At 74.2% G+C, this 22,857-nt stretch carries 20 protein-coding genes; 4 read left to right on the plus strand and 16 right to left on the minus strand.

What is annotated here, in order from left to right; genetic code table 11:
- Positions 1–50: 50 nt before the first annotated feature.
- Positions 51–1,688 carry a protein kinase gene (locus JHAT_RS02310; protein ID WP_171990701.1) on the minus strand — a complete coding sequence of 546 codons (1,638 nt, stop codon included), beginning with the start codon at positions 1,686–1,688 and terminating at the stop codon, positions 51–53.
- Between the two features lie 338 nt (positions 1,689–2,026).
- On the opposite strand from JHAT_RS02310, the gene JHAT_RS02315 reads away from it, so the two are divergent.
- Positions 2,027–3,694 carry a protein kinase gene (locus JHAT_RS02315; protein WP_077796315.1) on the plus strand — a complete coding sequence of 556 codons (1,668 nt, stop codon included), beginning with the start codon at positions 2,027–2,029 and terminating at the stop codon, positions 3,692–3,694.
- Positions 3,695–3,766: 72 nt separating this feature from the next.
- Here JHAT_RS02315 and JHAT_RS02320 read toward each other — a convergent pair whose 3' ends face one another.
- Positions 3,767–4,309 carry a bacterial proteasome activator family protein gene (locus JHAT_RS02320; RefSeq protein WP_077796351.1) on the minus strand — a complete coding sequence of 181 codons (543 nt, stop codon included), beginning with the start codon at positions 4,307–4,309 and terminating at the stop codon, positions 3,767–3,769.
- An 842-nt stretch (positions 4,310–5,151) separates the two neighbouring features.
- Here JHAT_RS02320 and JHAT_RS33615 point away from each other — a divergent pair.
- Positions 5,152–5,430, plus strand: coding sequence for a hypothetical protein (locus JHAT_RS33615; RefSeq protein WP_143660341.1), 279 nt, complete (start codon positions 5,152–5,154; stop codon positions 5,428–5,430).
- Between the two features lie 26 nt (positions 5,431–5,456).
- Here the strand turns inward: JHAT_RS33615 and JHAT_RS02330 are convergent, their stop codons facing one another.
- From JHAT_RS02330 to pdhA, 7 genes are all read right to left on the minus strand, one after another.
- Positions 5,457–6,440, minus strand: coding sequence for an NAD(P)H-quinone oxidoreductase (locus JHAT_RS02330; protein ID WP_077796317.1), 984 nt, complete (start codon positions 6,438–6,440; stop codon positions 5,457–5,459).
- A 227-nt stretch (positions 6,441–6,667) separates the two neighbouring features.
- Positions 6,668–7,765: a TrkA family potassium uptake protein gene (locus tag JHAT_RS02335; protein WP_077796318.1), complete on the minus strand. Its 1,098-nt coding sequence runs from the start codon at positions 7,763–7,765 to the stop codon at positions 6,668–6,670.
- Positions 7,762–9,234 carry a molybdopterin molybdotransferase MoeA gene (locus JHAT_RS02340; protein ID WP_077796319.1) on the minus strand — a complete coding sequence of 491 codons (1,473 nt, stop codon included), beginning with the start codon at positions 9,232–9,234 and terminating at the stop codon, positions 7,762–7,764. The genes JHAT_RS02335 and JHAT_RS02340 overlap by 4 nt, the downstream gene beginning before the upstream one ends.
- Positions 9,234–10,202: an NTP transferase domain-containing protein gene (locus tag JHAT_RS02345; RefSeq protein ID WP_171990702.1), complete on the minus strand. Its 969-nt coding sequence runs from the start codon at positions 10,200–10,202 to the stop codon at positions 9,234–9,236. The genes JHAT_RS02340 and JHAT_RS02345 overlap by 1 nt, the downstream gene beginning before the upstream one ends.
- Positions 10,203–10,280: 78 nt before the next feature.
- On the minus strand, positions 10,281–11,687 hold the full coding sequence (locus tag JHAT_RS02350) for a dihydrolipoamide acetyltransferase family protein (RefSeq protein ID WP_077796320.1): 1,407 nt from the start codon (positions 11,685–11,687) through the stop codon (positions 10,281–10,283).
- The gene (locus JHAT_RS02355) at positions 11,687–12,691 is read right to left on the minus strand and encodes an alpha-ketoacid dehydrogenase subunit beta (protein WP_077796321.1); all 1,005 of its coding nucleotides are present in this window, start codon (positions 12,689–12,691) and stop codon (positions 11,687–11,689) included. The genes JHAT_RS02350 and JHAT_RS02355 overlap by 1 nt, the downstream gene beginning before the upstream one ends.
- Positions 12,688–13,842, minus strand: coding sequence for a pyruvate dehydrogenase (acetyl-transferring) E1 component subunit alpha (gene pdhA / locus JHAT_RS02360; protein WP_077796322.1), 1,155 nt, complete (start codon positions 13,840–13,842; stop codon positions 12,688–12,690). The genes JHAT_RS02355 and pdhA overlap by 4 nt, the downstream gene beginning before the upstream one ends.
- Positions 13,843–14,031: 189 nt before the next feature.
- On the opposite strand from pdhA, the gene JHAT_RS02365 reads away from it, so the two are divergent.
- Positions 14,032–14,535 carry an Lrp/AsnC family transcriptional regulator gene (locus tag JHAT_RS02365; protein WP_077796323.1) on the plus strand — a complete coding sequence of 168 codons (504 nt, stop codon included), beginning with the start codon at positions 14,032–14,034 and terminating at the stop codon, positions 14,533–14,535.
- Positions 14,536–14,559: 24 nt separating this feature from the next.
- On the opposite strand, the gene JHAT_RS02370 is transcribed toward JHAT_RS02365, so the two are convergent.
- On the minus strand, positions 14,560–15,162 hold the full coding sequence (locus JHAT_RS02370) for a TetR/AcrR family transcriptional regulator (protein WP_077796324.1): 603 nt from the start codon (positions 15,160–15,162) through the stop codon (positions 14,560–14,562).
- Positions 15,159–16,676, minus strand: coding sequence for a 3-hydroxyacyl-CoA dehydrogenase (locus tag JHAT_RS02375; protein ID WP_077796325.1), 1,518 nt, complete (start codon positions 16,674–16,676; stop codon positions 15,159–15,161). Before JHAT_RS02375 ends, JHAT_RS02370 begins: the two co-directional genes overlap by 4 nt.
- Positions 16,677–16,835: 159 nt before the next feature.
- Here JHAT_RS02375 and paaN point away from each other — a divergent pair, with 159 nt between their 5' ends.
- Positions 16,836–18,527 carry a phenylacetic acid degradation protein PaaN gene (gene paaN, locus JHAT_RS02380; RefSeq protein WP_077796326.1) on the plus strand — a complete coding sequence of 564 codons (1,692 nt, stop codon included), beginning with the start codon at positions 16,836–16,838 and terminating at the stop codon, positions 18,525–18,527.
- Positions 18,528–18,548: 21 nt separating this feature from the next.
- On the opposite strand, the gene JHAT_RS02385 is transcribed toward paaN, so the two are convergent.
- From JHAT_RS02385 to JHAT_RS02405, 5 genes are all read right to left on the minus strand, one after another.
- Positions 18,549–19,349 (minus strand): RNA methyltransferase, encoded by an 801-nt coding sequence (locus JHAT_RS02385; RefSeq protein ID WP_077796327.1) that lies wholly within the window; start codon positions 19,347–19,349, stop codon positions 18,549–18,551.
- Positions 19,346–20,563 (minus strand): HTTM domain-containing protein, encoded by a 1,218-nt coding sequence (locus tag JHAT_RS02390; RefSeq protein WP_077796328.1) that lies wholly within the window; start codon positions 20,561–20,563, stop codon positions 19,346–19,348. Before JHAT_RS02390 ends, JHAT_RS02385 begins: the two co-directional genes overlap by 4 nt.
- On the minus strand, positions 20,560–21,378 hold the full coding sequence (locus tag JHAT_RS02395; protein WP_077796329.1) for a DUF5819 family protein: 819 nt from the start codon (positions 21,376–21,378) through the stop codon (positions 20,560–20,562). The genes JHAT_RS02390 and JHAT_RS02395 overlap by 4 nt, the downstream gene beginning before the upstream one ends.
- Before the next feature lie 241 nt (positions 21,379–21,619).
- Positions 21,620–21,949 (minus strand): rhodanese-like domain-containing protein, encoded by a 330-nt coding sequence (locus tag JHAT_RS02400; RefSeq protein WP_077796330.1) that lies wholly within the window; start codon positions 21,947–21,949, stop codon positions 21,620–21,622.
- Between the two features lie 88 nt (positions 21,950–22,037).
- Positions 22,038–22,850 (minus strand): hypothetical protein, encoded by an 813-nt coding sequence (locus JHAT_RS02405; RefSeq protein WP_077796331.1) that lies wholly within the window; start codon positions 22,848–22,850, stop codon positions 22,038–22,040.
- Positions 22,851–22,857: the final 7 nt, after the last annotated feature.

A 22,857-nucleotide genomic window follows, 5' to 3' on the forward strand; every position in this document is an offset into this window, starting at 1 on the left:
GCGCGTGGAGCCCGTTTCCGGGCCGCACGCGCGCGTGGGGAACAGGTGGGTCAGACTCCTCCGCCCGCGGGGCCACCCGAGGCACCGGTCACACTGCCTTCGGTGTCGCCGGTGTCGTCCGTCGGCTCCCCCTCGTTGTCCGTCGGCTCTCCACCGCCGTCCGAGGGCTCTCCGGCGCCGTCCGAGGGTTCACCACCACCGCCGTCCGTCGGCGTGGACGGGCCCGTCTGGCCGTCGGTCGCCTCGCCGGTCGGGTCCTCCGTCACGGTCTGCGACGGCGTGTAGGACGGCGTGTAGGGCTGCTCCCAGCCCCCGCCGCCGGTGCCGCCGCCCCCTTGGTCCTCTTCCGTGCCCGGGTCGGAGCTCTCCTCGGTCTCCTCGTCGCTGGGCGACGAGGAGGGGGACTCGCTGCCGGTGCTCTGCGAGACCGTGGGGGTCGGGGAGGTGTCCGTGCCGCCGCCCTTGCCGCCGCCGCTGTTGTTCAGCGCCAGTGCGACGCCCGCGACGACGGCGATCACCGCGAGGAAGGCCAGGACCCACAGCTTGCCCCGGCCGCTGCCCTTGTTGCCGTGTCCCTCGAAGCCTCCGTCGTCGCCACCGCCGTAGCCGCCCGGCAGGATCTGCTGGGGGATCTGCGTGGTGCCCGAGCCGTGGTCCGGGTGCGGCAGCACCGTCGTCCCCGCCATCCCGGCCGCCGGGGTGCGCCGGCCGTCGTGCATGCCGACGGGACCGGTGTTCCAGGTGCCGGTGTGGCCGCCCTGCTCGTAGAGCATCTGCAGCCCGTACTGGACCAGTCCGCGCATCTCCTCGGCGGTCTGGAAACGGTCGTCGGGGTCCTTGGCCAGGGAGCGCATCACCAGGCCGTCGAGCTCCGGCGGACAGGCGTCGGACGCCTCGGAGGGAGGCGTCGGGATGTCCTGGACGTGCTGGTAGACCACCGACAGCGGGGTCTCGCCGGTGAACGGCGGGCGCAGCGCCAGGAGTTCGTACAGCAGGCAGCCCGTCGCGTACAGGTCGGAGCGGTGGTCGACGGCCTTGCCGAGGGCCTGCTCCGGGGAGAGGTACTGGGGGGTGCCCATGACCATGCCGGTCTGCGTCATCGTCGTGGACGCGCCGTGCAGGGCGCGGGCGATGCCGAAGTCCATCACCTTCACCGCGCCGTTGTGCGTGATGATGACGTTGGCCGGCTTGATGTCACGGTGCACGATGCCGTGCTGGTGCGAGTAGGCGAGCGCCTCCAGGACGCCCGAGACGATGATCAGGGCCTGCTCGGGGCCGGGCGCCTCCGCGTTGAGGAGGAGGTCGCGGATGGTGCGGCCCTCGACGATCTCCATCACGATGTAGGGCACGGACTGACCGCCGACGAAGTCCTCGCCGGAGTCGTACACGGCCACGATGGCATGGTGGTTGAGCCCGGCCACCGACTGCGCCTCGCGCGTGAAGCGCGCCTTGGAGACCGGGTCCTCGGCCAGGTCGGCGCGCAGCAGCTTGACCGCCACGGTGCGGCCGAGGCGGACGTCCTCGGCGGCGAACACCTCGGCCATGCCGCCCCGCCCGAGTCTGCGGGTCAGCCGGTACCGGCCGTCGCCGACCAGGCCGCCGTTGCCCCAGGTCTCCGGTGCGTCAGCCATACCGCCGCCAGTAGCCTCGGGTTCGGACGGGCCCTGGGCGCGCTGCTGCTGTGCCATCAGTCCTCGCCGTCGTTTCTGCCCGCGGTGCGCGCGGTGTTGTTACGGTCTCCGTCGGCCACGCTACAGCCTCCGCGCAAGCCTCCGGTCCGAGATGGACCCCGGGGCCGGCATCGAGACGGACCGGTCATGAAACCCTGGGTCCGTACTGTCGTGCAAATTCTGTGTACCGGCCGTACGCCCGCGGTAACGCTTGCGCGACGCTTCTTTCGCGTACGGTCACGGAACGGGCACCGCGCTTGACGTGTCACTGCCCTGGGGCAGACTTGGCCGGGAATAGCACTTTCGATCAATGCGCCCGGGCCGCTGCCGCCGGCGCCTACGGGGGAAGCAGAGACATGAGCCAGGACGCCGGACAGGGCCGGTACGCGGGGCGCGCGCTCGCCGGCGGCCGTTACCAGCTGCGCGACTTGCTCGGCGAGGGCGGCATGGCCTCGGTGCACCTGGCGTACGACGCGGTGCTGGACCGCCAGGTCGCGATCAAGACGCTGCACACCGAGCTGGGCCGGGAGCAGGCCTTCCGCGAGCGCTTCCGCCGCGAGGCCCAGGCCGTGGCCAAGCTCACGCACACCAACATCGTCTCGGTCTTCGACACCGGCGAGGACACGCTGACCGACAGCGCCTCCGGCGCGGGCGTCGGCGCGCCGATGCCGTACATCGTCATGGAGTACGTCGAGGGCCGGCCGCTCGGCTCGGTGCTCGACGAGGACGTCCGGCAGTTCGGCGCCATGCCCGCCGACAAGGCCCTGAAGATCACCGCGGACGTGCTGGCGGCGCTGGAGATCAGCCACGAGATGGGCCTGGTCCACCGGGACATCAAGCCGGGCAACGTGATGATGACCAAGCGCGGCGTGGTCAAGGTGATGGACTTCGGCATCGCCCGCGCCATGCAGTCCGGCGTGACGTCGATGACGCAGACCGGCATGGTCGTCGGCACCCCGCAGTACCTCTCGCCGGAGCAGGCCCTCGGCCGCGGCGTGGACGCCCGCTCCGACCTGTACTCGGTCGGCATCATGCTGTTCCAGCTGGTCACCGGGCGGCTGCCGTTCGACGCGGACTCGCCGCTGGCCATCGCCTACGCGCACGTGCAGGAGGAGCCGGTGGCTCCTTCGTCGGTCAACCGCGCCCTGCCGCCGGCCGTGGACGCGCTGGTGGCCCGCGCGCTGAAGAAGAACCCCAACGAGCGCTTCCCCAGCGCCGAGGCCATGCGCGACGAGTGCCTGCGGGTGGCGGCCTCCTTCCAGGCCGCCCCGCCGAGCATCGTCCCGGGAGCGCACACGCCGAGCGGCGCGGGTGTCGGCTCCGCCGTGTTCCCCCCGGTCGACCAGACCGGCCAGGCCCCCACGGGCCCCGTCCAGACCCCGTACCAGCCGACGCCCGCGCCCAACCCGTACGGCACCCCGGCGCCGGCGACGCCCTCCCCGTCGTACGGCTATCCGCAGCAGGGCGGCTACGCGACGCCGGCCGCGTCGGTGTACGCCCCGCAGCAGGGAGCGCACACTCCGCCGCCGTACACCCTCACGCCCCCGTCCCAGGGGTCCGGCCCCTCGGGCGGCGGCAGGGGCAACAAGCCCGTGCTCATCGGTTCGGCGGTGGTCGCCGTCCTGGCGGTGGGCGGACTGATCGCGGCGCTGACGATGAGCGGCGGCGACAAGGACCCCGAGGGCGGCGGCGGTGCCAGCGCCTCCGCGTCGGTCAAGCCGGAGGGCTACCGCGGGCCGGACACGACGAAGACGATCGACAAGGACAAGTGCACGGAGCCCGAGGAGTCGTACAACGACCCCGACATGATCGAGGTGCCCGACTTCACCTTCAAGCACATCGACTCGGTCAAGGAGTGCTTCAAGGCGGCCGGCTGGACGATGAAGATCGTCCCGGTCGACGAGAACACCTACGGCGAGGGCTCGGTCCGGGAGCAGTTCCCCATCGCCGGCACGGACGTCGACCCGGAGAACATGCCGCAGATCCAGCTCAAGGTGTCGACGGGCAACCCCGCGTCCTCCTGACCCCGCGCGCACGGCGAAGGGCCCGGCAGCCGCTGCTGCCGGGCCCTTCGGCGACTCGGTGACCTGGACGGACTACAGGTAGGGGCCGCCCGAGCGACCGCCCTGGGGCGGTTCCTCGCCGTCGTGGCCCGCGCCCGGCGGGAGGGCGCGGCGCATCTGCTCCAGCTGCGCCCGCGCTGCCATCTGCTGGGCGAACAGCGTGGTCTGGATCCCGTGGAAGAGACCCTCCAGCCAGCCGACCAACTGGGCCTGCGCGATCCGCAGTTCCGCGTCGGTGGGCGTCGCGTCGTCCGTGAAGGGCAGGGAGAGGCGCTCCAGCTCCTCGACCAGCTCCGGGGCGAGGCCGTCCTCGAGTTCCTTCACCGAACTGGCGTGGATCTCCTTGAGCCGGACGCGGCTCGCCTCGTCCAGGGGGGCGACGCGCACCTCCTCCAGCAGCTGCTTGATCATGCTGCCGATCCTCATGACCTTCGCAGGCTGCTCCACCTGCTCCGTCACCGGGATCTCGCGGGACTCCCCGTCCCCGTCACCGCCCCCGCTCAGGGCCATTCCGTCCTGGCCGACGACCAGGATCTGGGGATTCTCCGGCGACCTGTCGTTCCTCGGCATCTCCATGCCCGCCATTCTCTCGCACCCGTACGCCGCACCCGTGTGGTGCCCCCGGACAACCGTGATCCACCACGTACGGAGCAGTCCGGAATGCCGACGGGACGGGCAGGCACGAGGCTGGTGCCGTCGATTGCGGACACGTCGGCACCCCCGGGTGCCGGCGGCGTCGGCACCGGCGACCGTTGATTCTGGCGACTGCTCACCGGGAGGGGTTCACCGACGTGACTCCATGGCTGCACACCGTGCGCATGACGGGGCTGGCGGGGGTTCTGGGGGCGGGCGTGCTGCTGGCGCCGTGCACGGTGGGGGTGGCACGGGGCGCCGGGTCCACGCTGTCGGAGGCTTCGGTGGCGAGGACTTCGGTGGCGGGGGCTTCGGTGACAAGGGCTTCGGTGGCGAGGACCTCGGTGGCGGGGGTCTTGGCGCCGGAGGCATTGGCGCCGGAGGCCTTCGTGTCGGGGGGCCTCGTGTCCCCGTCCGCTCCGGTGCCGGCGCCCGCCGGGACCCGGACGGCGGGCGCCGGACCGGACGCCCCCGGCGCCCCCGGCCGCCCCGAGCACCTCGAGCGCCCGGTCGGACCCGGCCGCTCCGGCGGACCGCACCGTCCGGACGGCCCCGACTCGCGTCCCCCGGCCGTCGCCTCCGCGACCGCCGGCGCGTCCCGCGCCGAGGAAGGCCCTCCGACGCCCCGTCCGAAGCCCGGTGCCGACCGTGGGCCCGCGACGCGTTCCCCCGCCTCCTCGAAGGCGTCCCCGCCCGTCTCCGCGCCGGACGGCGAGCCGTCCCGGGCGGGGAACGCGGCGGGTGAGGGCCGGCAGCGGCCGGGACGGCCGGAGGCGGGGACGCCGGTGGAGAACCTCCCGAAGGTCCACACCGGTCAGGAGGACATCGGCGGCAGGCTCCTTCCCGGCCGTCCCGACCGTCCGGCCGGTGTCGTGTCGTCCGGGGAGGCCGTCCCGCCGTCCCCGGCGGACCCGACCCCGCCCGCACCGACGTCCGGCACGCGGACCGAGGGATCCGCCGGCCCCGTCCTGAAGATCCTGCCCCTGGGCAGCGGGCTGGTCCTCGTCGGCCTCGGGCTGGCCCTGGCCTTCGTCGGCCTGCGCCTGCGACGGAGCGGGGCGTAGCGGGGGACGGCGTACGGTCCGTACGGCTACGGCGCCGCGACCAGCAGCACCTTGCCGATGTGACCGCTCTCCTCCACGACCCGGTGTGCGGCGGACGCGTCGCTCATCGGGAGTTCACGGTCGACGATCGGGCGGACGTGGCCCCCGGCGAGCAGCGGCCAGACGTGTTCGCGCACGGCCGCCACGATGGCCGCCTTCTCCTCCTGCGGACGGGCCCGCAGCGAGGTCGCGCTGACGGCGGCGCGCTTGGCGAGGAGCATGCCGATGTTCAGCTCACCCTTCCGCCCGCCCTGCATGCCGATGATCGCGAGCCGCCCGTTGACGGCCAACGCCTGCACGTTGCGGTCCAGGTACTTGGCGCCCATGTTGTCCAGGATGACGTCGGCGCCCGCTCCGCCGGTGGCCTCCTTCACCTCGGCGACGAAGTCCTGCTCCCGGTAGTTGATCAGGATGTCGGCGCCCAGTTCGGCGCAGCGCTCCAGCTTCTCCTCGGTGCCCGCCGTCACCGCGACCTTCGCGCCGACGGCCTTGCCGAGCTGGATCGCCATGGTGCCGATGCCGCTGGAGCCGCCGTGCACGAGGAGCGTCTCGCCGGGGCGCAGGTGGGCGACCATGAAGACGTTCGACCAGACCGTGCAGACCACCTCGGGCAGGGCCGCCGCCTGCTTGAGGCCGACGCCCTCGGGGACCGGCAGCAGCTGACCGGCCGGGACGGCGACCTTCTCGGCGTAGCCGCCGCCGGCGAGCAGCGCGCACACCTCGTCGCCGACGGACCAGCCCGACACCCCCGGCCCGAGCTCGGCGATACGCCCGGAGCACTCCAGACCGGGGTAGGGGGAGGCGCCGGGCGGCGGATCGTAGAAGCCCTGGCGCTGCATGATGTCGGCCCGGTTGACGGCGCCGGCCGTCACCTCGACCAGGACTTCGCCCTCGCCGGGCACCGGGTCGGGGACCTCGGTCCAGACCAGCGCCTCGGGGCCTCCGGGTTCGGAAATCGTGATCGCATGCATGGGGGCGACGCTACTCCTCGGCCCCCGGCCGGGCCCCTCCGCCCACGTCCGCGAGCGGGACCGTGTCCGCCTTCGGCCCGCGTCCGCGAGCGGGGCCGCGTCCGTGATCGGGGCCGTGCGGCCGGGCACCCTGGTGACGTCGGTCGTGGTGATCACTACGTGCACCGGGGTCCCGGCGGGCCGGCGCGACGCACGGAGGGATCCCGCCGGCCCGCCCGGTGCCGTCGTCAGTCGCGGGGCAGGGGACGGGCGTCGGGGGCCACCTGCGTGCCCGGTGTCGCCCGCACGATGGTGATCAGACGATCCGTCAACTCCAGTGCACCGACGGCCGGGTCGTCGTACCCGAGCACCCGGTGCCCGCGCAGGACGCTCACCACCAGGTCGTCCGTCTCGCGCGGGCTCTTGCCCACCTCCGCCTTTATGACGGGCCGTTCGACGAGGTCGAGCCCGCTGCCCTGGCTGATCAGGTCCTCCATCACCATGCCGGCGGCGGGGCTGAGCACGGAGAGCCCGAGCAGACGGCCCGCGGCGCTGGCACTGGTGATCACGGCGTCCGCACCGGACTGCTTCAGCAGCGGGGCGTTCTCCTCCTCCCGCACCGCGACCACGATCTTCGCGGAGCGGTTGAGCTGGCGGGCCGTCAGCGTCACCAGGACCGCCGTGTCGTCGCGCTGGGTGGCGATGATGATCTGCTTCGCCCGGTAGACCTCGGCCCGGTTCAGCACGTCGCTGCGCGTCGCGTCGCCGACCACCCCCGCGAACCCGTGGGCCGTCGCCGCGTCGATCGCCTTGCCGCTGGGGTCGACCACGACGACCTGCTCCTTCCGCAGGCCCGTCGCGCACACGGTCGAGATCGCCGACCGCCCCTTCGTACCGAAGCCGACGACGACGGTGTGATCGCGCAAGGTGGACCTCCAGCGGTTCAGGCGCCACTCCTCCCGAGTGCGCTCGGTGAGGGCTTCCAGCGTGGTGCCGACCAGGATGATCAGGAACAGCACGCGCAGGGGCGTGATGACGAAGATGTTGGTCAGCCGGGCGGAGTCGCTGACCGGGGTGATGTCGCCGTACCCGGTGGTGGAGAGGGTGACGGTGGCGTAGTAGAAGGCGTCGAGGAGATCGACCGAGCCGTCCGAGTTGTCGTTGTAGCCGTCCTGGTCGGCGTAGACGATCAGCGCGGTCGCCAGGAGGACCACCAGGGCCAGGGACAGCCGCTTGCCGACCTGGCGGATCGGGTGTTCCACCAGCTTCCTCGGGAGTTTCACCCGATGGGTCACGAGGTGCTCGTCCGCCTGGCGGGCGATCGCGTCCTGGCCCGGAAGTTTCACGTGAAACACACTCCGATTCCGCCGGTGGCCCAAGGCAGGTCGAGCAGTTCGGCCTCTTCCCCCGGCCGCACACCGCCGGGGGGCACGACGGCCAGGGCGTCGGCCGCCGCGACGCCGCGCAGCATGGCCGGACCGTTGTAGCGCAGCGGCACGGCCCCCTCGCCGCGCAGGACGACGGGGACCAGCCGGGTGTCGTACGGGTGCCCGTGCACCGCGTCGCGCAGCGGCAGGGTGTACGGCTCCGGCGCCGGGCGGGCCGCGAGGGTGCGCAGCAGCGGCTCGGCGAGCGTGAGCAGTCCGGAGACGGCGGCGAGGGGGTTGCCGGGCAGGCCGACGAGGTGCCGGCCCTCCGCGACGCGGGCCAGCAGCATGGGGTGGCCGGGGCGGACCTGCACGCCGTCCACGAGGAGTTCGGCACCGATGCGGCGCAGGACCGGGTGGACGTGGTCGACGGGGCCCGCGGCGGTGCCGCCGGTCGTCACGATCAGGTCGGCCTCGGACGTCGTGACGGCCCGGTGCAGGGCGTCGGCGTCGTCGCCGATCCGCCGGACCGTGCCGATCCCGGCGCCCAGGGCCCGCAGCCAGGGCGGCAGCATGGGGCCGAGCGCGTCCCGGATGAGGCCGTCGTGCGGCAGGCCCTCGGTGAGCAGCTCGTCGCCGAGGACCAGGACGTCGACGCGGGGGCGGGCGACGACGGTCAGCGTGTCGTATCCGGCGGCCGCCGCGAGGCCCAGGACGGCCGGGGTCACCAGGGTGCCGACGGCCAGCAGCTGGTCGCCGCTGCGGCACTCCTGGCCGCGCGGCCGGATGTCCTGGCCGTGGGCGGGCTCGCGGGTGGGGTGCAGGCGGCCGCGTTCGCCGGTGCGGCCGTGCTCGGTGCGCAGGACCGCGGTGGCGCCCGGGGGAATGCGGGCGCCGGTGGCGATGCGGACGGCCTCGCCGTCGGTGAGGGGCGCGGGCCCGGCGTGTCCGGCCAGGACGCCTTCGCCGCGCACGGCCCAGGGGCCCGGGCCGGCGACCGCCCAGCCGTCCATCGCGGAGGTGTCGAAGGAGGGCAGGTCGGTGAGGGCGGTGAGGGGTGCGGCCAGGGTGAGGCCGAGCGCGGCGTCGAGCGGCACGGAGACCGGCGTGCGGCGGCCCGTGCGGGCGCCGGACCGGCCGGCGCGCTCGGCGGCCGACCGGGCCTCGGACCACGGGGTCGCGCGGTGCGGGGACTTCGCCGGTGCGGGCGGGGCGGCGCGGTGACCGGGACGGGCGTCGCCACCGGGGTGCGCCTGGCGTCCCGCACGCGTACCGGGGGCGGAGTGCGGGCCGGAGCCGGGGTTCGGGCCGGGGGCGGATGCCCGGTCGTCCGGTGCCGGGGCCCGGTCGCCGGGCGGAGGTCCGGGGTTCTCCCGCACGAGGGCGAGCGCCTCCTCGACGTCGAGGTCCTCCGCCTCCTCGCCGGCGCGTGTGCCGGGGGAGGTCATCAGGCGTCCGGGCGAGGGTCGGGGGCGGCGTCGGGGGCCGTGTCCGGCGTGCCCGCCGCGGGGGCGGATCCGTCGCCGGCCGCCTCCTCGGCCCAGCGCCGGGCGAGGGCGGCGGCCGTGCGGGCGGCCTCGGCGACCGCTTCGGCGCCTCCCCCGGCCCGCGCGGCGGCGTAGCCGACGAGGAAGGTGGTCAAGGGGGCCGCGGGCCTGGCCACCCCGTGGGCGGCGTCCCGGGCGAGGTCCAGCAGGAGGCGGGTGTCGACGTCCAGGTCGATGCCCAGCTCGTCCTTGGCTGCGGAGATCCATTCATCCAACACGTGCCCATGCTCCCTGATGCGTGCCCTGGCGGTGGCGATGTCGTCCCAGGTGTCGCAGTCGAACGAGGCGACGGCGTCGGGGACGCGGACGAGACGCAGACCGGCGGTCAGACGGCGCAGCGGCAGCCCGGCGAGATCCGTCCCGTCACCGGTGAGCGCGGCGAGTCCACGGCGCAGTGCCGGCGCGCGGTACGCGGCGACGAGGGGCTGGTCGCGGCCGTCGGCGTCGGTGAGCAGCACGCCGTCCGCGTCGCTCGCGGCGAGGGCCGCCGTCAGTCTCCCGACGGTCGGCCCGGCGAGGAACGGCAGGTCGGCCGAGACCACCACGACGTGCTCCGCCGTGGTGTGCCGCAGCCCGGCGGCGAGCGCGGCGAGGGGTCCGCCGCCGGGCGGTTCCTCGCGGGCCCAGGTCACCGGCCGCGCGGTGGGCCGGGGGTCGGCGACGACGACGGTGGTGCGGGCCCCGGCGCAGGCGGCGAGCACCCGGTCGAGCAGGGCACGTCCGCCCACGCGCAGACCGGGTTTGTCCGCGCCGCCGAGCCTGCGGGCGGCCCCGCCGGCGAGCACGACGGCGTCGTACACGGCGGGGGCCGTCCCCGGCGGGGGGCCGGTGCCTGCGCCGGGCTCGCCCGGGAGTTCGTACGCGCTCACCCCCCGAGTATGCGTGTGCGCGCGACCGCAGGGAACGCGGGGGAGACCGTGTTCAGAGGGCGCGCGCGGACACTCCCGTCACAGCGTGCGCAGCAGCACCGCCGGCTGTTCCACGCAGTCCGCCACGTATCGCAGGAAACCGCCCGCCGTGCCGCCGTCGCACACCCGGTGGTCGAAGGTGAGCGACAGCTGGACGACCTGGCGGACCGCCAACTCGCCCTCGTGCACCCAGGGCTTGGCGACGATGCGGCCGACACCGAGCATGGCCGCCTCGGGGTGGTTGATGATCGGCGTGGAGCCGTCGACGCCGAACACGCCGTAGTTGTTCAGCGTGAAGGTGCCGCCGGTCAGCTCCCCGGGGGTCAGCCGGCCGGCCCGGGCCGCCTCGGTCAGCCGGGCGAACTCGGCGGTGAGGCCCTCGGCGTCGCGCGCGTGCGCGTCCCGTACGACCGGCACGACCAGGCCCCGGTCCGTCTGGGCGGCGAAGCCGAGGTGGACGTGGCCGAACCGGACGACCTCCCTGGCCTCCGTGTCGACGGTGGAGTTCAGCTCGGGGAAACGGGCGAGCGCGGCGGTGCAGATCCGGGCCAGCAGGGCGACGAGGGAGATCTTCGGTCCGCCCGCCGCGTTCATCGCGGCGCGGGCCCGCATCAGCTCCGTCGCGTCCGCGTCCACCCAGCAGGTCGCGTCCGGTATCTCGCGTCGGCTGCGGGAGAGCTTGTCGGCGACGGCTCCCCGGACGCCCTTGAGGGGGGTGCGGACCTCGGCCCGCGGCCCTCCCGCGAGGGCGGGCGCGGGGGCCTGGGGCCGGTCGGCCGGGTGCGGGGCGGTGGCGGTCTCCGGGACCGCCGGACGGCCGCCCTGCGCCGCGGCGGCACGCAGCGCGTACTCCACGTCCGCGCGCAGGATCAGTCCGTCGGGGCCGGAACCGGTGAGCTCGTGCAGGTCCAGGCCGTTCTGCCGGGCCAGCCTGCGCACCAGCGGGGAGATGACGGGGACGGGGCCGTCCGTCGGCTCGGCGGTGCGCACCCGGCCGTTCATCCGTGCGGGCGCCGCCGGGGCGGCGGCCGCCGTCCGCTGCGGGCGCACCCTGCGCCGCCGCGCGGGCGCCTCGGACGTGCCGTACCCCACCAGGACGTTGCCCGAGCCCTTCGCCTCCCCGGCGCCCTCGTCACCGGCGCCCGGGTCCCGGGCCGGCTGTCCCCCGGCGGGCCGGGCGGCTCCGGCGGCTTCGGCGGCCTCGCCCACCGCCACCGTCAGCAGCGGCGCACCGACGGGCAGCTCCGCCCCCTCCTCGCCGAAGCGGGCGGTGACCACACCGCCGTAGGGGCAGGGCACCTCGACCATCGCCTTGGCCGTCTCGACCTCGACGACCGGCTGGTCGACGGCGACCACGTCACCGACCTCGACCATCCAGCGAACGATCTCCGCCTCGGTGAGCCCCTCACCGAGGTCGGGGAGCTTGAACTCCAGCACCTGTGCCATCAGCTTTCGGCCTCCCACTGCAGGCGCCCCACGGCGTCCAGGATCCGGTCCACACCGGGCAGGTGGTGGCGCTCCAGCATCGGCGGCGGATACGGGACGTCGAACCCGGCCACACGCAGCACCGGCGCCTCCAGGTGGTGGAAGCAGCGCTCCGTGACCCGGGCCGCGATCTCCCCGCCCGGGCCCCCGAAGGAGCCCGACTCGTGGACGACGACCGCGCGTCCCGTCCGCCGCACCGAGGCGCACACCGTCTCGTCGTCGAACGGCACCAGGGAGCGCAGATCGACGACCTCGAGGTCCCAGCCCTCGGCCCGGGCCGCCTCGGCCGCCTCCATGCAGACGACCACCGACGGCCCGTACGTGATGAGCGTGGCGCTCCGCCCGGAGCGCCGCACCACCGCGCGGCCTATGGGCTCAACGGGCGTCGGCTCCTCGGGGTTCCAGGAGTCCTTCGACCAGTACAGCCGCTTGGGCTCGAGGAAGACCACCGGGTCGTCGGAGGCGATGGACGCCCGCAGCAGCCCGTAGGCGTCGGCGACGGTCGCGGGCGTGACGACATGGAGCCCCGGAGTCGCCATGTAGTACGCCTCGGACGAGTCGCTGTGGTGCTCGACGCCGCCGATGCCGCCGCCGTAGGGCACGCGGATGGTCAGGGGCAGGGGCATCCTGCCGCGGGTGCGGTTGCGCATCTTGGCGACGTGACTGACGACCTGCTCGAACGCCGGGTAGGCGAAGGCGTCGAACTGCATCTCCACGACCGGGCGCAGCCCGTACATCGCCATGCCGACCGCGGTGCCGAGGATGCCGGCCTCCGCCAGCGGGGTGTCGGTGCAGCGGTCCTCGCCGAACTCGGCGGCGAGTCCGTCGGTGACCCGGAAGACACCGCCGAGGGTGCCCACGTCCTCGCCCAGGACGTGCACGGCCGGGTCGGCGGCCATGGCGTCGCGCAGCGCGCGCGTGAGGGCCTGCGCCATGGTGGCCGGCTTGACGGCGACGGTGGTCATCGGTGCGTCCCTTCCGGCCCGAGCCCGGCCTCGGCCTCCGCCGCCAGCTCGGCCCGCAGCAGGTCCCGCTGCTCGCGCAGCTGCCCGGTGGGCTCGGCGTAGACGTGCGCGAAGAGGTCCATCGGGTCGAGCTCCGCGTCCTGGTTCATGCGTGCGCGCAGGTCGGCGGCCATGGTCTCGGCATCCTCGCGTGCGGCCGAGATGCCCTGCCCGTCGAGGAGTCCGCGCTCGGTCAGCTCCCGCTCCAGCAGCTCGACGGGGTCGTGCCGGCGCCAGGCCTCGACCTCGGCGTCGCCCCGGTAGCGCGTCGCGTCGTCGGCGTTGGTGTGGGCGTCGACGCGGTACGTCACCGCCTCCACCAGCGTGGGTCCGCCGCCCCCGCGCGCGCGGCGCACGGCCTCGGACAGGACCTCGTGGACGGCGGCGGCGTCGTTGCCGTCGACCAGGCGGCCGGGCATCCCGTAGCCGACGGCCTTGTGGGCCAGCGACGGGGCGGCGGTCTGCTTGGCGAGCGGCACGGAGATCGCGAAGCCGTTGTTCTGCACGAGGAAGACGACCGGGGCCTGCCAGACGGCGGCGAAGTTGAGCGCCTCGTGGAAGTCGCCCTCGCTGGTGCCGCCGTCGCCGACCATGGCCAGCGCCACCACGTCGTCGCCCTTGAGGCGGGCGGCGTGCGCGAGGCCCACGGCGTGCGGCAGCTGGGTGGCGAGCGGCGTGGACAGGGGGGCGACCCGGTGCTCGTAGGGGTCGTAGCCGGTGTGCCAGTCACCGCGCAACAGGGTGAGGGCCTCGACGGGGTCGACCCCGCGGGCGACGACGGCGAGCGTGTCGCGGTAGCTGGGGAAGAGCCAGTCGCGCTCCTCGAGCGCCAGCGCGGCGGCGATCTCGCAGGCCTCCTGGCCGGTGCTGGACGGGTAGACGGCGAGCCTGCCCTGCTTGGTCAGGGCGGTGGCCTGCGCGTTGTACCGGCGGCCGCTCACCAGCCGGGCGTACAGCGTGCGCAGCAGCTCGGGGTCCACCTGCTCGACGGCCTTCGTGCCGAGCACGCGGTACGGCTCCGTGTCGGGCAGCAGCGGCGCGGGGTCGGTACGTGGCTGCCAGGCGGGCGGCGGTGTGGGCCGGTACCCGCCCCGCTGCTCCATGACCGTCATGACGGCACCTCCTCGTGGAAGCGGCTTCGGGCCCGGCACGGGTGTGACGGGCCTCACCTACCGATTGTTCGGTCGTCGGCACATTTTGGCTACAGGCACCCTCAGGCTGTGGACAAACGGTTCTCCACAGCCTGAGATGGACGCAGTACGTCCATGGTAGGAAGGCGGGGGCACGTGGCATCTGAACGAATGGCCGAACGCCCGGAGGAGGCCGGCGGCGCGGACGACGCCGGCACCCCGCCGCCCCCGCGCCCGCTGGACGCGATCGACCAGGACATCCTGCGCATGCTCCAGTCGAACGGCCGCGCCTCGATACGGTCGGTCGCCGAGCGGGTGCACGTCTCGCGCGCGAACGCCTACGCGCGCATCAACCGGCTCGTCGAGGACGGCGTCATACGCGGCTTCGGCGCCCGCGTCGACCACGAACGCGCGGGACACGGCACCTCGGCGTACATCACGCTGAAGATCGTCCAGAACTCCTGGCGCACGGTCCGCGCGCAGCTCAGAAAGCTTCCCGGTGCCTCCCACATCGCCCTGCTGGGCGGCGACTTCGACGTGCTGCTCCTGGTGCACACGCCCGACAACCGGGCCCTGCGGGAGCTGGTCCTCACCCGTCTCCAGGCCATCCCGGAGGTGCTCAGCACGCGCACGCTGCTGGTGTTCGAGACGGAGGACCTGGAGCCGCAGGGCTGAGCGCGGGGCCCGCGCCCGGCCGGCTCAGGAGGTCCCGCGCAGCCCCGCGAACACCAACCGCGCCACCGCGTCGACCACTTCGCGCTCGCCCGCGCCGCCCCGGCCGTCGGGACCGTCGGGCCGGTACCACTCGACGATCGAGTTGATCATGCCGAAGACCAGCCGTGTCGCGAGCCGTCCCTCCACGTCCGCGCGCACGTCGCCCTCGGCCGCCGCCGCCTTCAGCAGCTCGGCGACCCGGTGGTCGAACTCGCGCCGCCGCTCCAGCGCCCAGCGCTCGGTGCCGGTGTTGCCGCGCACCCGCAGCAGCAGCGTCACGTACGGCAGTTCGGCCATGAGCACCTCGACCGTGCGCCGCACGACGTACTCCAGCCGGCCGGCGGCCGGCCCCACGCGCGCGGGCTCCTCCTCGAGGATGCCGAACAGCCCGTCCAGGGCCCGGCTCACGGCCCGGCGCAGGAGCTCCTCCTTGCCCGTGACGTGGTGGTAGATCGACGACTTGGAGATGCCCGCCGCCTTGGAGAGGTGCTCCATGGAGGTGCCGTCGTACCCGCGCTCGATGAAGACCTGCACGGCGACGGAGAGCAGCGTCTCGGGCGTGTAGGTGTCGCGCCTGGCGGTGGTCATGAGGAACTGCCCTCCTGCTTGCCGGAGGCGTACGCGTGGCGGTAGAGCGCCAGGGAGGGCGCGTACCGGCCCGTGGGCGCGCACTCGTGCAGGTTGTCGAGGACCGCGCAGGCCCAGTCGCCGCCGAGGCGGCGGCTCCACTCCAGCGGGCCCAGCGGATAGTTGACGCCGAGCCGCATCGCGGTGTCGATGTCCTCCTCGGTGGCCACGCCCTTGGCGACCGCCTCGACCGCCAGGTCGATGATCCGCGCCACCGTGCGGGCGACGATCATGCCGGGGACGTCGCCGATGACGCTGACCTTCTTGCCGAGCGCCTGGAACAGGCCGGTGGCCTCGGCGAGGGTTCGCGGGGAGGTGGACTGCGCGGCGGACAGGGCGATGCGGGAGGCCGTGCGGTAGTCAAGCGCGAGGTCGAAGTAGACGACGTCCCGGAACTCCACCGAGGTCTGGCCGTCGGCGAGCACGAGCTGGCCGCCGCTGGGCATCAGGAGCCGCGTGCCGTCGTCCTCGTCCTCCTGGCGGACCTCGATGCCCGCCTCGCGGATCATCGCGACGAGCTCGGCCGCCGGCCCCAGGTCGCCCTCGACCACGACGTACGCAGGCCGGTCGGCCGGCCCGGCGGTGTGCGGCTCGGGCCGCTCGGCCCCGTCGCGGTAGTCGTACCAGCCCTGTCCGCTCTTGCGGCCGAGGCGGCCGGACTCGACCAGGCGGCGCTGGGCGAGCGACGGCGTGAAGCGCACGTCCTGGAAGAACGCCTGCCACACGGAGTGCGTGACGGACTCGTTGACGTCCTGCCCGATCAGGTCGGTCAGCTCGAAGGCGCCCATCCTGAAGCCGCCCGACTCGCGCAGCACGGCGTCGATGGTGGCCGGGTCCGCGCCCTGGTCCTCGTACACGGCGAAGGCCTCGGCGTAGAAGGGCCGGGCGATGCGGTTGACGACGAAGCCGGGGGTGTCCGCGCAGGCGACCGGGGTCTTGCCCCAGGCACGGGCCGTCTCGTACGCGCGCGTGGCCGACGTGACGTCGGTGGCGAACCCGGAGACCACCTCCACCAGCGGCAGCAGCGGGGCGGGGTTGAAGAAGTGCAGTCCGACGAAGCGGCCGGGGACGCGCAGCGCGCCGCCGATGGCGGTGACGGACAGGGAGGAGGTGTTGGTGGCGAGCAGGCAGTCGGCGGCGACGACGTCCTCCAGCGCGCCGAACAGCTCCTGCTTGACGTCCAGCCGCTCCACGACGGCCTCGACGACCAGCGCGCAGTCGGCGAGCTCGGAGAGGGCCCCGGCAGGCTTCAGCCGGGCCCGGGCCGCGTCGCGGTCGGCGGCGGTGAGGCGTTCCTTCTCGACGAGCCGGTCGAGCCGGGCGCCGATCGCGTCGGCCGCTTCCCGGGCCCGCCCGGGCGCGGCGTCGTACAGCCGCACGGGGTGGCCCGCGACCAGCGCCACCTGGGCGATGCCCTGGCCCATGGTGCCGGTGCCGACGACGGCCACGGGGCTGCTGAGGTCGAGTGCTGTCATGTGCGCGATCCTCCCGCACGGGGTTTTCCACGGATGCGGCGGTCCCCCTTGTCCCGACCGATCGTTCGGTTACTCTAGCCGTGTCCGCCTGTTTCCGCCCAGGTTTCCCCCGAGGTCACGACTCGACGGAGAGCTCGTGAGACGAGGAGTTGGTCCCGCATGGCCGCCGAACTCACCGCGCCCCAGCTGATCGACCGGCACCGGCCGACACTGGACCGGGCGCTGGAGACGATCCGCACGCGCGCGTACTGGTCCCCGCACCCCGAGCACCCCAAGGCCTACGGGGAGAACGGCAGCCTGGACACGGCCGCGGGCAAGGCCGCCTTCGACGCGCTGCTCGGCACCCGCCTCGACCTCGGCCAGCCCGGCACCGACGACTGGACCGGCGGCGAGGTCTCCCCGTACGGCATCGAGCTGGGCGTGGAGTACCCGCACGCGGACCTCGACGTGCTGCTGCCCGCCATGAGGGCCGGCCAGGGCGCCTGGCGGGACGCGGGCGCGGAGCTGCGCGCGATGGTCTGCCTGGAGATCCTCAAGCGGATCGCCGACCGGACCATGGAGTTCGCCCAGGCCGTCATGCACACCTCCGGCCAGGCCTTCATGATGGCCTTCCAGGCGGGCGGCCCGCACGCCCAGGACCGCGGTCTGGAGGCGGTGGCCTACGCGTACGCGGAGCAGGTCCGCACCCCCGAGGCGGCGGAGTGGACCAAGCCGCAGGGCAAGCGCGACCCGCTGGCGCTGACCAAGCGGTTCGCGCCGGTCCCGCGCGGCATCGGCCTGGTCATCGGCTGCAACACCTTCCCGACGTGGAACGGCTACCCGGGCCTGTTCGCCTCCCTCGCCACCGGCAACGCGGTCCTGGTCAAGCCCCACCCCCGCGCGGTGCTGCCGCTCGCCCTCACCGTCCAGGTCGCCCGTGACGTCCTCGCCGAGGCGGGCTTCGACCCCAACCTGGTCGCGCTGGCCGCCGAACGCCCCGGCGAGGGCATCGCCAAGACCCTGGCGACCCGCCCCGAGATCCGGATCATCGACTACACCGGATCGACCTCCTTCGGCGACTGGCTGGAGGCCAACGCCCGCCAGGCGCAGGTCTACACGGAGAAGGCCGGCGTCAACACGGTGATCGTGGAGTCGACCGACGACTACCGGGGGATGCTCTCCAACCTGGCGTTCTCGCTGTCCCTCTACAGCGGCCAGATGTGCACCACCCCGCAGAACCTGCTGATCCCCCGCGACGGCATCCGCACCGACCAGGGTGCCAAGACCTACGACGAGGTCACCGCCGACCTGGCCCGCGCCGTCGAGGACCTCCTCGGCGACGACGCCCGCGCCAACGCCCTGCTCGGCGCGATCGTCAACCCGGACGTCAAGGCCCGCCTGGAGGCCGCCGCCGGTCTCGGCGAGGTCGCCCTCGCCTCCCGCGAGGTGACCAACCCGGACTTCCCCGACGCGGTCGTGCGCACCCCGGTGATCGTCAAGCTGGACGGCGCCAAGCCCGACGACGAGGCCGCCTGGTCCAGCGAGTGCTTCGGCCCCGTCTCCTTCGCCGTCGCCGTCGACTCCGCCGCGCACGCGATGGAGCTGCTGCGTCGCAGCGTCCGGGAGAAGGGCGCGATGACCGTCGGCGCGTACACGACCGACCCGGAGGTCGAGCGGGCCGTGCAGGAGGTCTGCCTGGAGGAGGCCGCCCAGCTCTCCCTCAACCTCACCGGCGGGGTGTACGTCAACCAGACGGCCGCCTTCTCCGACTTCCACGGCTCGGGCGGCAACCCGGCCGCCAACGCGGCCCTGTGCGACGGCGCGTTCGTCGCCAACCGCTTCCGGGTGGTGGAGGTCCGGCGCCAGGCCTGACCCGGGGCCTGCCGGCCGGCCTCATCCGAACGGCAGACCCCGGGCGGACGCGGGCGACGCGCCCCCGGTGGCACTCCAGTGGTACAGCGTCATGGCCACACTGGTCGCGAGGTTGTAGCTGGAGACCTGGGGGCGCATCGGCAGCGCCACCAGGTGGTCGGCCCGCGCGCGCAGCTCCCCCGACAGCCCGCTGCGCTCGGACCCGAACGCGAGCAGCGCGTCGTCGGGCAGCTTCAGGGCGCGGATGTCCTCGCCCTCCGGGTCCAGCGCGAACACCGGCCCGGGCGGCAGCCCCGCCACGTCCAGCCGCTCCACGGCGGTCGCGAAGTGCAGCCCCGCCCCGCCGCGCACCACCGTGGGGTGCCAGGGATCGAGCGGACCCGTCGTGACCACACCGGTCGCCCCGAAACCGGCGGCCAGCCGGATCACCGCACCCGCGTTGCCGAGGTTGCGCGGCTGGTCGAGGACCACGACGGGGCTGGTGCGGGGCGTGCGCGCCAGTGTCCGCAGCGCGTCCTCGCGCGAGGGGCGTACGGCCAGGGCCGCCACCGCGGTGGGGTGCGGACGCGGCACGAGGGACGTGTACACCGCGTGCGGCACCTCGGTCAGCAGACCGTCCAGCGCCCGGCGGACGTCCGGGGCCAGCTCCTCGGCGAGGGCGAGGACGCCCGCGCGGTCACTGGTGACGGCCACCGGGACACCGGCACCGAAACGCAGCGCGTGCTTGAGGGCGTGGAAGCCGTCGAGCAGCACACACGCGTCGGCGTGCCCGCGCCAGACGGCCAGGACGTCGGGGTGGGGCTCGGGGGCGGGGTCGGTCATGCCGTGAAGCCTACGTGCGCCTGCGCGGCGTCCTCACGGGCGGCACGGGGCCCCGGCACCTTCCCCCGGGCGGCCCCGCCCCTCACCAGACGGCCCCGCGCGCGTGCCGCCCACCCGCCCAGCCGGCGCAGGAACGAGGTCGGCAGGAAGACCGCGTCGGCGGCGATCATCGCCAGCGAGAAGAACGGCAGCCCGAGCACCACGGCGATCACCGCGTGCTCGGTGATCATGGCGACCAGCAGGACGTTCTTGACCCGCCGGTTGAACAGCGTGAACGGGAAGGCGACCTGGACGGCGACCGTGCCGTACGTGACGAGCATGACCATCGTGCCGTCGGCGGCCAGCGCCTCGGACAGGCCGGGCCAGGGCGAGAAGTAGTCGAGGTGGAGGGGGTAGTGGACCGCGGTGCCGTCCTGCCAGCGCGAGCCCTGGATCTTGTACCAGCCGGCGGTCGCGTAGATCAGGCAGGCCTCCGCCATGATCACCAGCAGGGCGCCGTTGTGCACGATGTCGGCGACGACGTCGAGCAGGGCCCGCGGCTCCCCGCTCCCGGCCCACCGCCCCACGCACCACCACAGGCCCTGCGCCGACCACACCGTCCACAGCAGCACCGGGACGAGCGGGTCGCCGTCGAGCCGGCCCGCCAGCGTCACCAGGACCAGCGCGAACCCGAGCACCGTCCACAGTGCGGGCCCGACCCGGTCCACGACGCGCTCCCCCCGCGAGCGTGCCGCACCCGCGCGCCGCGCCCGGCGCGCGTCCAGCGACCACACCAGGCCGCAGCGGGTGAGGACCAGGTAGACGCTCATCAGGTGCAGGACGTTGTCGCCGCCGTCCCCCATGAAGATGCTGCGGTTCTGCAGCGAGAGCACGCCGACCATGAAGAGCACCGACGTGGTCCGCGTCCGCCACCCCAGCAGCAACAGCAGGCTGCTCAGCACGGACAGCGCGTAGACGGCCTCGAACCAGACCGCGCCGTCCGACCACATCAGCGCCGTGAACGCCCCGTTGTCCGAGATCAGCTGCTCGGCGAGGTCGTGGCTCCAGGGGCCGTCGGGTCCGTACAGCTCGTGGCGGTGGGGGAACTCGCGGAGCAGGAAGAGCAGCCAGGTCGCGCTGAAGCCGATGCGGATCACGGCGGTCTGGTACGGGCCGAGCGCGGACCCGGTGACGCGGGCGAAGCCGCGCGAGACCGACAGGGCGAGACCGTTCACGCGACGCCTCCCCCCGCCTCGTCGGCGGGCACCCGCCACCAGGGCAGCTCCCGGTAGACCGGCCGGTCGGAGACCTTCTCACCGCTCCACTCGGGCGGCGGCACGACGGTCGTCCGGGAACGGTACTGGACGCGTCGGACGGCATCGCCCGGTTCCGCGGCGCCGTCGCGGTCCAGCCGCAGGACCGCGATCCGGCGCAGATAGGTCTCGGACAGGGCGCCCCGCAGGCCCACCGGGCGGTTGTCGGAGTCGTGGGTGGAGACGAAGAAGTCCCAGGCCCGGCGCAGCTCGTTCTGCTGGGTGTGGCTCGGCAGCGGATTGCCGTGGATGGCCCGGCCGTCCTCGGCGGACAGGTCGTACCAGCCGGTGGTCCGTACGCCGCCGTCCGCCGTGCTCACCTCGGCGCGCACCTGGACGGAGATGTTCTGCTGGAGCGGATTGGGCGCGAAGAGCTTCCAGTTCTGCTCGAACTCCGGGTAGATCCACTCGTCGACCACGGATCCGTGCTGCTTGGACAGGGTGTTCGCCGGGGCGACGTGCAGGAACGTCAGTCCGAGGTGGACGCAGACGGCGGCCGCGACGACGGCGAGCGCGAGCACGGCACCGACCTGGTAGCGCGGGGAGAGCGCGGCGACCCCGGTCCGGGGAGGCCCGGCGTCCGCCGCGGGGGCGCCGACCGACGGCATGGACTCCCCGGCGGACGCGGCGGCGCCGGAGGGCTCGGTACACGCCCCGGACGGCTCGGCGGATCCGTCCGGCCCGTCCGGCCCGTCCGGTCCCCGCCGGGCGTCCGAGCCCGTGTCGTGCGCGTCCATTCCGCCCCGTTCCCCGGTCCCGGTCCGTCTTTCCGCCCGCCCTGCCGCGGGACGCCGCGCGGCACCGCTGGTGCGGGTGCTCCACGACGCTCGAACCGGAACGGTACTCAGGACGGCCCCTCGGCACAGCCCCCGGCGGACCGGCCGCAGGGTGGCCGTCACCACACCCGCGCCGCGGCCGCGGACCGTGACCGGCGCGGACCGCAGGGGGCCTCCGAAGCCGCCGGGGCCTCTGGAGCCGCTAGAGGACGTGCCCCGGCTCGCCCTTGTCGTCCACGACGGGCCGGCCGGCGGCGGCCCACACCTGCATGCCGCCGTCGACGTTCACGGCGTCGACGCCCTGCTGGACCAGGTACATGGTGACCTGGGCCGAGCGCCCGCCGGAGCGGCAGATCACGTGGACCCGGCCGTCCTCGGGCGCCGCCTCGGTCAGCTCGCCGTAGCGGGCGACGAACTCGCTGATGGGGATGTGCAGGGCCCCGGCGGCGTGGCCCGCCTGCCACTCGTCGTCCTCGCGGACGTCCAGCAGGAAGTCGCCGTCCTCGAGGTCCGTGACCTGGACCGTGGGCACACCAGCTCCAAAACTCATGCCCCCGACGCTACCCGACCCGGCGAACCGGCCGGAGGGCGCCGACCCTGAGCCGGGACCTGCGGCGGGACTACTGCCCCAGCAGCCCCGCCAGCTTGGCCTCCCGCTCGCCGACCTGGGCCGCCAGCTGCTCGGCGATCTCCTCCAGCAGCCGGTCGGGGTCGTCCGGGGCCAGGCGGAGCATGGCGCCTATCGCGCTCTCCTCCAGCTCCTTGGCGAGCACGGTGAGCAGCTCCTTGCGCCGGTCGAGCCATTCGAGGCGCGCGTACAGCTCCTCGCCGCGGCTCGGCCGCCGCTCGGGCGCCGGGCCCGCGGCCCACTCCTCGGCCAGGGTCCGCAGCTCCGCCTCGTCGCCGCGGGCGTAGGCGGCGTTGACCCGGGTGATGAACTCCTCACGCCGGGCCCGCTCGTCGTCCTCCTGGGCCAGGTCGGGGTGGGCCTTGCGGGCCAGCTCGCGGTAGAGCCGACGGGCCTCCTCGCTCGGCCGGACCCGCTGGGGGGGCCGTACCGCCTGGCCGGTGAGCATCGCGGTGGCCTCCGGGAACAGTCCGTCCCCGTCCATCCAGCCGTGCAGCAGCTCCTCGACCCCGGGGATCGGCATCAGCCGGGCCCGCGCCTCGTCGGCCCGGCGCCGGTCCTCGGGGTCGCCGCTGCGGGCCGCCCTGGCCTCCAGGATCTGCGCCTCCAGCTCCTCGAGCCGCGCGTACACCGGGCCGAGCCGCTGTTCGTGCAGCCGCGAGAAGTTCTCCACCTCCACGCGGAAGGTCTCCAGCGCGATCTCGTACTCGATGAGCGCCTGCTCGGCGGCCCGTACGGCCCGCTCCAGCCGCTCCTCGGGCCGCGGCGCGCCACCCTGCTCGGGCTCAGCTTCCGGGGTCGTCACCCGACCA

The sequence above is a fragment of the Streptomyces sp. JHA26 genome (assembly GCF_002005565.1).
Lineage (GTDB): Bacteria > Actinomycetota > Actinomycetes > Streptomycetales > Streptomycetaceae > Streptomyces.

What these genes read in the sequence shown, in the direction of transcription:
- JHAT_RS02310 (WP_171990701.1), bottom strand. Translation starts at nt 1,688, where the DNA reads ATGGCACAGCAGCAGCGCGCCCAGGGCCCGTCCGAACCCGAGGCTACT.
- JHAT_RS02315 (WP_077796315.1), top strand. Translation starts at nt 2,027, where the DNA reads ATGAGCCAGGACGCCGGACAGGGCCGGTACGCGGGGCGCGCGCTCGCC.
- JHAT_RS02320 (WP_077796351.1), bottom strand. Translation starts at nt 4,309, where the DNA reads ATGGAGATGCCGAGGAACGACAGGTCGCCGGAGAATCCCCAGATCCTG.
- JHAT_RS02330 (WP_077796317.1), bottom strand. Translation starts at nt 6,440, where the DNA reads ATGCATGCGATCACGATTTCCGAACCCGGAGGCCCCGAGGCGCTGGTC.
- JHAT_RS02340 (WP_077796319.1), bottom strand. Translation starts at nt 9,234, where the DNA reads ATGACCTCCCCCGGCACACGCGCCGGCGAGGAGGCGGAGGACCTCGAC.
- JHAT_RS02350 (WP_077796320.1), bottom strand. Translation starts at nt 11,687, where the DNA reads ATGGCACAGGTGCTGGAGTTCAAGCTCCCCGACCTCGGTGAGGGGCTC.
- JHAT_RS02355 (WP_077796321.1), bottom strand. Translation starts at nt 12,691, where the DNA reads ATGACCACCGTCGCCGTCAAGCCGGCCACCATGGCGCAGGCCCTCACG.
- pdhA (WP_077796322.1), bottom strand. Translation starts at nt 13,842, where the DNA reads ATGACGGTCATGGAGCAGCGGGGCGGGTACCGGCCCACACCGCCGCCC.
- JHAT_RS02365 (WP_077796323.1), top strand. Translation starts at nt 14,032, where the DNA reads ATGGCCGAACGCCCGGAGGAGGCCGGCGGCGCGGACGACGCCGGCACC.
- JHAT_RS02370 (WP_077796324.1), bottom strand. Translation starts at nt 15,162, where the DNA reads ATGACCACCGCCAGGCGCGACACCTACACGCCCGAGACGCTGCTCTCC.
- JHAT_RS02375 (WP_077796325.1), bottom strand. Translation starts at nt 16,676, where the DNA reads ATGACAGCACTCGACCTCAGCAGCCCCGTGGCCGTCGTCGGCACCGGC.
- paaN (WP_077796326.1), top strand. Translation starts at nt 16,836, where the DNA reads ATGGCCGCCGAACTCACCGCGCCCCAGCTGATCGACCGGCACCGGCCG.
- JHAT_RS02385 (WP_077796327.1), bottom strand. Translation starts at nt 19,349, where the DNA reads ATGACCGACCCCGCCCCCGAGCCCCACCCCGACGTCCTGGCCGTCTGG.
- JHAT_RS02395 (WP_077796329.1), bottom strand. Translation starts at nt 21,378, where the DNA reads ATGGACGCGCACGACACGGGCTCGGACGCCCGGCGGGGACCGGACGGG.